The sequence below is a fragment of the bacterium genome, assembly GCA_018812485.1.
In the GTDB taxonomy this organism is placed as follows: Bacteria; JAHJDO01; JAHJDO01; order JAHJDO01; family JAHJDO01; genus JAHJDO01.
In genome coordinates, this window is sequence record JAHJDO010000076.1 from 22,149 (window position 1) to 28,693 (window position 6,545).

A 6,545-nucleotide genomic window follows, 5' to 3' on the forward strand; every position below is an offset into this window, starting at 1 on the left:
CTAGACATATATATATAGAATAAAACTCCCAAAATATTAAGAGGTTGAATATGATAAAAGTGGCAATTGTTGGTGCAACTGGTTATGCAGGTGTAGAGCTTATACGAATCTTATTAAATCATCCTGGTGTGGAGATTACATCCTTGACGAGAAAAGGAGAATCTCTATCAAATATTAGTGAAGCGTTCCCCCATATGTATAATCAGATAACGTTGCCATGTAATACCCTAAAAAACCCGGAACAGGTTGCAGAAAAGGCAGATGTTATTTTTATGGCGCTTCCACACTGTTCTGGCTTAGACCTGACTGACCAATTTCTGAAGCTGGGGAAAATTGTTATTGATTTGAGTGCGGATTTTCGCCTTAAAGATGCTGATATATATATAAAATGGTATGGAACCAAGCATACCCATCCGGAACTGCTCAAGGAAGCAGTGTACGGACTTCCTGAGATCTACAAAACTAATATTGAGAAGGCAAAGCTTATAGCTAATCCAGGCTGTTTCCCAACAGGTGCAATACTTGCTCTTAAGCCGCTTACTTCAGGCGGACTGGTAAAAATAAACTCTATTATTATAGATTCAAAGACAGGCCTCTCTGGAGCAGGAAGAGGCTTGAGCTTGAAAAGTCTATTTTCAGAGGTAAATGAAAACATCACTCCTTATAATATAAATACGCATAGACACCTGCCGGAGATGATTCAGGAACTTACAGGGCATAAAGCAAAGACTACACAAATTACTTTTACACCACACTTGATTCCTGTAACACGCGGTATTTTGAGCACAACTTATGTTTCTGTACAGAATAATAAGGCCATTGCTAATGTAGTTGATATATATAAAGACTTCTATAAAAAGAGCCCTTTTATTCGGATATTACCTGAAGGCACAGCTCCTCAAACAAAACATGTTTATGGCTCAAATTACTGTGACATAGGTATCTTTCAAAACAAAGAGGCACATCAAATTATCATTATCTCTGCAATTGATAATCTGGTAAAAGGCGCCAGTGGACAGGCTGTGCAAAACATGAACATAGTATGCGGGCTTGAAGAAACCGCAGGTCTGAACCTCATACCAGTGTTTCCATAAAGGCAATTCTGTGAAGATAATAAAAGGCGGCATTACAGCTCCTCATGGATTTAGAGCGGCAGGTATACCTTGTGGAATAAAATCATCTAAAAAGGACCTTGCTCTTATATTTTCAGACAGATCTGCAGTAACTGCAGGTCTGTTTACAACAAATCAGGTCAAGTCTGCTCATGTTTTGCTTGATCTAGGGAAACTACGCAGAAAAGAATCTCAGGCAATTATAATTAATAGCGGTAATGCCAATGCATGCAATGGTGCTACAGGAAAAGACAATGCTCTGAAAATGTCTGAATACACTGCAAAATGTCTGGATATAGATAAGCAAGGTGTACTTGTAGCATCTACGGGTATAATTGGGGTGCCTCTCCCTATGAATAAAATTAAAAAAGGCATTAAAGATATCTCTAATAAACTCACTATAGACGGCTCTAAAGATGCTGCTGAAGCTATTCTTACAACCGACACTACTATAAAAGAAGTGGCTGTAGATACAGGAATTAAAGGCAGGACAAAGGACAATATAAGAATTGGCGCAATTGCCAAGGGCTCAGGAATGATTGCTCCTAATATGGCTACATTGCTCGCATTTATAACAACAGATGCCTGCATAAAATATGAAGAATTGTTTACATCTTTGAGAGAATGTGTGAACACTACATTTAATATGCTGAGTATAGATGGAGATATGAGCCCTAATGACACAGTTATTATTATGGCAAATGGCACCTCAAGAAATAAAAGGATTAAATTCAATACACCTGAATATAAGAAATTTACTGATGCACTAAATTATGTATGCACATATCTTACAAAAAAGATTGCTGCTGATGGCGAAGGCGCAACAAAACTAGTTGAGATACAGATTAAAGGTGCAAGAAACATAAAGGATGCTAGACGCGCAGCTAAAGCAGTAGCTAATTCCAATCTGGTAAAAACAGCGCTTAATGGTTGCGACCCCAACTGGGGAAGAATTCTCTCCAGTTTAGGCGCAGCACGCATAAAGATTAAGCCCGGGAAAATTGATATCGCAATTAACTCTGAACCAATAGTTCACAATAGTATAAGCACAAACTTCTCTCAAGAAAGACTACATAAGATCTTGAAAGAAAAAGAAATTACAATAACAATCAATTTAAACATTGGTGGTCACAGTTCAACCGCGTATACTTGTGATATGTCAGAAGTATATGTAAAAATAAATGCGCATTACCACACATGAGAAATTGAATTAATTATGGAAAAGCTGATTGAAAAAGCAAAAGTGCTCATAGAAGCACTGCCATATATCAAAAAGTTCCACGGAAAAAAAATAGTGATAAAATATGGCGGAAGCGCAATGGAGCATGAAGAAATCAAAAAAGCTATTATGCAGGATATTGTGTTTATGAAGTATGTTGGAATGAACCCAATTATTATTCACGGCGGTGGAAATGCTATAACTGAAGCACTTAAGAAAATGGGAAAGAAATCTCAATTTGTGGACGGATTGCGTGTTACTGATAAAGAAACAATTCGAGTTGTAGAACAAGTGCTTGTTGAGAAGGTAAATAAGGAAATTGTTTCTCTGATCAACGAATTAGGAGGGAACGCTCTTGGCATTAATGGAAAATCTGAATCTCTCATTATGGCAACTAAACTTGAAGCAAATAGGGATCTGGGATTTGTAGGACAGATCATCAAAATACAGCCGGAAAAATTGGATGAGCTCTGTAATCATGGCATTATTCCTGTAATAGCGCCTCTTGGGCTTGGTGAAAATGGAGAAACCTACAATATAAATGCTGATACCGCTGCCTCAGAAATTGCAGCAGCTACCAGAGCTGAAAAACTGGTTTTATTAACTAATGTTCCCGGAATATTAAAGGATAAATCTGATATGGAATCAATAATGTCTACGCTTAAGGTATCTGAAATTAAGGTACTTAAAAAAAGAGGCATAATTACAGGAGGAATGATACCAAAAATACATGCATGTGAGAAAGCACTGAACGCAGGTGTTAAAAAATCGCATATCATTGACGGCAGAATCCTGCATTCTTTGTTATTGGAAATATTTACTGATAAAGGCATAGGAACAGAGCTTATAAAAAATTAATTTTCAATTTTAAATTTTTAATTATGGATACTGCTGAAATTATAAAGTTAAGTAAAAGATACATAATGAATACATATGGTGGGCGTTCCATTGCCCTCGTAAAAGGGAAAGGGATGTACGTCTGGGATGCTGATGGAAAGAACTATTTAGATTTTCTTGCAGGGATTGCAGTTAATACGTTAGGACACTGTCATCCGGAAATTATAAAAACTGTTAAAAAACAAGTTTCCACTTTGATTCATGTATCAAATCTCTATCATATTGCTCAACAGGCAGAACTTGCAGAATTACTCGTTAAACATTCTTTTAAGGGCAAGTGCTTCTTCTGTAATAGCGGAGCAGAAGCAAATGAAGCTGCTATAAAGCTTGCAAGAAAATCAACAAAACCGGAAAGATTCGAAATAATTACAATGACTGGATCCTTTCACGGGAGAACCTTGGCAACTATTACAGCAACAGATAATGCAAAATATCAGAAAGGTATTAGTCCTCTGCCAGCTGGATTTAAACGTGCTGTTTTTAATGATATAGGAAGTGTTAAAAAGTGTATCGGCGATAGAACTTGTGCAATTATGATTGAGCCTGTTCAGGGAGAAAGTGGTATTCATATAGCAAAAAAAGATTTTATAACTGAGTTAAGAAAACTTTGTGACGAGAAAAAAATTCTTTTAATATTTGATGAGGTGCAATGCGGACTTGGGAGAACAGGAAAACTATTCGCTTATGAGAACTATAATGTAGAACCGGATATGATAACACTGGCAAAGAGTTTAGGAAGCGGACTACCTATTGGAGCATTGATTGCTAAAGATAAAACCAGTTCAGGCTTTGGGCCTGGAGATCATGCGTCAACATTTGGCGGCAATCCTCTCTGCTGCGCTACTGCATTAACAACACTAAAAATCATACTTAGAGATAATTTGTCTCAACATGCTTTGGAAATGGGGGATTACTTCAAAAATAAACTTGAAGCGCTCAAAAAGAAGTATTGTTTCATTAAACAGGTTCGCGGCATTGGCTTGATGACTGGAGTTGAGCTGGACTTTGAATGCAAAGAGATTGTTGAAAAATGTCAAAAAGCAGGGCTTTTGATAAACTGCACTTCAGGCAATGTCCTGCGTTTTCTGCCTCCGCTCATTGTGCCTGAAAAAGAGATTGATAAAGCTGTGAATATACTGGATAAAGTATGCTCAAGCACGTCATTGCGAGGAGCATAGCGACGAAGCAATCTCGGGGAATCCATGGTTTGAAGACAGTCTTAAAACTCTAGTAATTTTGAGGGCTTTATTTTGAATGCTTTGGCAAGTTTTTCTATGGTATCTAACTTTGCGTATGGAGGCTTTTTGCTTTCTAGAAGTTGAATATGTTTATAGTCAATATCTGACATTTCAGACAACTTTTGCTGTGTGTAATTATATTCTTGTCTTAAATTCCGTATCCTTCTAGCCAATTTCAAAGCAATATTTTCGTCTTCCATAATTTCATATTACATAGAAATATTTTTTATTGACACCGTATGGATACGGTGTATAATCTCTATGTATGTTGGAATATGTAATTAAAAGAGGGGAGAATCACATAAAAAAAATGTTAAATTTGATTCTGTGTGTTGTAATTTTTATAGGTTGTTTATGCTCAATGACCTTTGCTGGAGAAGGGGTATCATGGAAGGCTCCTTATGAGCAGTGCATCGTTCATTATCAAAATAAAGAATATGAAAAAGCTTTAGATTGTATTAATAAAGTTCTGGAATCTAAGGACTACCCCCCTTCTGCTCAATACACGCAGGGAGCTCTTTATATTATGCTTGAGAAGTGGGAGGAGGCACTACGAGCTTTGCGGCTCTACCTTCAACTTGAAAACCTTGATCTAGACAGGAAGAAACTTGCTGCCCAATGTATCAAAGATATACTAAAACAGCAGGAATTTGAGGTTTTAAAGATAAAAGAATCGGACGAAATAATTAAAAAACTAAATAACTGCGTTGTGGGAGTTGTGATGTATGGGGGCTTTAATACGTTTGGAGTTACTTTGTGGGAATTAATCATTGAATCTAATCTTTTTCGGGATGGTGATGGTAAAGAAATAAAATCTCTCATATCAATAAATAACAATGATGTAACAATACGACTAATTACAAATACAGGGACCATGAGTTTTGATTTTTTAATTCAAAAAGATACCGCTCTTTTAGTTAGTGCCTCTGGAATGGGGCAAAAGTTTGAACCCGCTGACGCTGCTATGATTTTAACAAGCTTGAGAGAAGATTTGTCTTTATCCAAGCCGACTGAAGAAGAAATTAAAAAGGCTGTTGCAAACGCAAGGAGAATGGTTGCGAAGGAAGGGGCTCTTCAGCAGAAGAAAGGCAAGGCTGAGAGTGTTGAGCTTCGAGATTCGGTCTGGACTGTTGTTCAGGTTGATGATGTTGGGAAGCAATTAACATCCAACAACCTGTTCGCGGAGAACAAAGAGACTACAGGGCGGTTCATCCGTATCTGTTTCAGGGTCAAGAACAAGACCAATAAAGAGGTGCGTATTATGGACACTCCCAAGGTAATTGATGCGCAGGGAAGGGAGTTTAGGGAAGTTGATATGTTGGTGGCATACATTCCTGCGGGAACCAAAGGGATGGCTTTTGAGGCTATTCCTGCGACCATGGAGCGAGAGTTCTGGGCTATTTATGAAGTGTCTTCTGATTCAAAAGGACTCCAGTTTCAGGTTCGTGAGCTGTCCATGTTTGGCAAAAAAGCCGTGATTGATATCGGTTTGTGAGGATAAATAATGACGAAATTCGTATAAAATAGAAAGCTAAAATAAAAGGAGAAATAGCATGCAAAATTCAATTCAAAAGATCATAGATGGAATTAAAAGCGGGTATATTTTTGATAGCCATTTCGTGATTGCTCAACTGATAAAATTTTATTCTGATGCCTATCTTGATTTTGCGAGTTCTATCAATGCTTCTAGTGATAAAACACTGATGGTTCATGGAAAGATAGGCCAAGAAATTGCGAAGCATAAGGGTTCCTTAATTCAAATGCTTCCAAATAAGTCTTGGTCAGAGAATATACATGGTAATACGAATGAGTGTGCTTGCTGGCAGAAAAAATAAATTTGGCTAACGTATCGTAACAGTATAGCTGCAAAAAAGAATGGAAGAATTTATTGAAAGTTAGAAAAATAACAAAAAAGAGTAAATATAAACTTAATTAAACTAGAGTCCTGCAAAATGGGAAATTAAAGAAAGATAGAAGAAGAGAAGTAGAATAAAAAAAGATAAAAATGCACATTGAAAGCAGAAAAAAGGATTTGGAGAGAATTTCAGAAGAAATTGGGCGGATTAAGACATAGTTCGC

At 37.0% G+C, this 6,545-nt stretch carries 7 protein-coding genes; 6 read left to right on the top strand and 1 reads right to left on the bottom strand.

Features of this window, described 5'->3' with window-relative positions; all coding sequences use genetic code 11:
- Nucleotides 1–50 precede the first annotated feature (50 nt).
- The 4 genes from argC to KKC91_06160 are packed head-to-tail and all read left to right on the top strand — an operon-like array spanning nucleotide 51 to nucleotide 4,406.
- Entirely contained in the window at nucleotides 51–1,094 is a 1,044-nt protein-coding gene (gene argC / locus KKC91_06145; protein ID MBU0478129.1) for an N-acetyl-gamma-glutamyl-phosphate reductase, read from the top strand.
- A 10-nt stretch (nucleotides 1,095–1,104) separates the two neighbouring features.
- Complete coding sequence (gene argJ, locus KKC91_06150; protein ID MBU0478130.1) at nucleotides 1,105–2,313, top strand: bifunctional glutamate N-acetyltransferase/amino-acid acetyltransferase ArgJ; 1,209 nt, start codon at nucleotides 1,105–1,107, stop codon at nucleotides 2,311–2,313.
- A gap of 15 nt (nucleotides 2,314–2,328) precedes the next feature.
- Nucleotides 2,329–3,189, top strand: a complete 861-nt coding sequence (gene argB, locus KKC91_06155; protein ID MBU0478131.1) for an acetylglutamate kinase — start codon at nucleotides 2,329–2,331, stop codon at nucleotides 3,187–3,189.
- A gap of 23 nt (nucleotides 3,190–3,212) precedes the next feature.
- Entirely contained in the window at nucleotides 3,213–4,406 is a 1,194-nt protein-coding gene (locus KKC91_06160) for an aspartate aminotransferase family protein (protein ID MBU0478132.1), read from the top strand.
- Between the two features lie 41 nt (nucleotides 4,407–4,447).
- On the opposite strand, the gene KKC91_06165 is transcribed toward KKC91_06160, so the two are convergent.
- Complete coding sequence (locus KKC91_06165) at nucleotides 4,448–4,666, bottom strand: helix-turn-helix transcriptional regulator (GenBank protein MBU0478133.1); 219 nt, start codon at nucleotides 4,664–4,666, stop codon at nucleotides 4,448–4,450.
- Between the two features lie 110 nt (nucleotides 4,667–4,776).
- On the opposite strand from KKC91_06165, the gene KKC91_06170 reads away from it, so the two are divergent.
- Both KKC91_06170 and KKC91_06175 read left to right on the top strand, forming a co-directional pair.
- On the top strand, nucleotides 4,777–5,961 hold the full coding sequence (locus KKC91_06170; protein MBU0478134.1) for a hypothetical protein: 1,185 nt from the start codon (nucleotides 4,777–4,779) through the stop codon (nucleotides 5,959–5,961).
- 58 nt (nucleotides 5,962–6,019) lie between these two features.
- The gene (locus tag KKC91_06175; protein ID MBU0478135.1) at nucleotides 6,020–6,301 is read left to right on the top strand and encodes a hypothetical protein; all 282 of its coding nucleotides are present in this window, start codon (nucleotides 6,020–6,022) and stop codon (nucleotides 6,299–6,301) included.
- The last annotated feature ends 244 nt before the right edge of the window (nucleotides 6,302–6,545 follow it).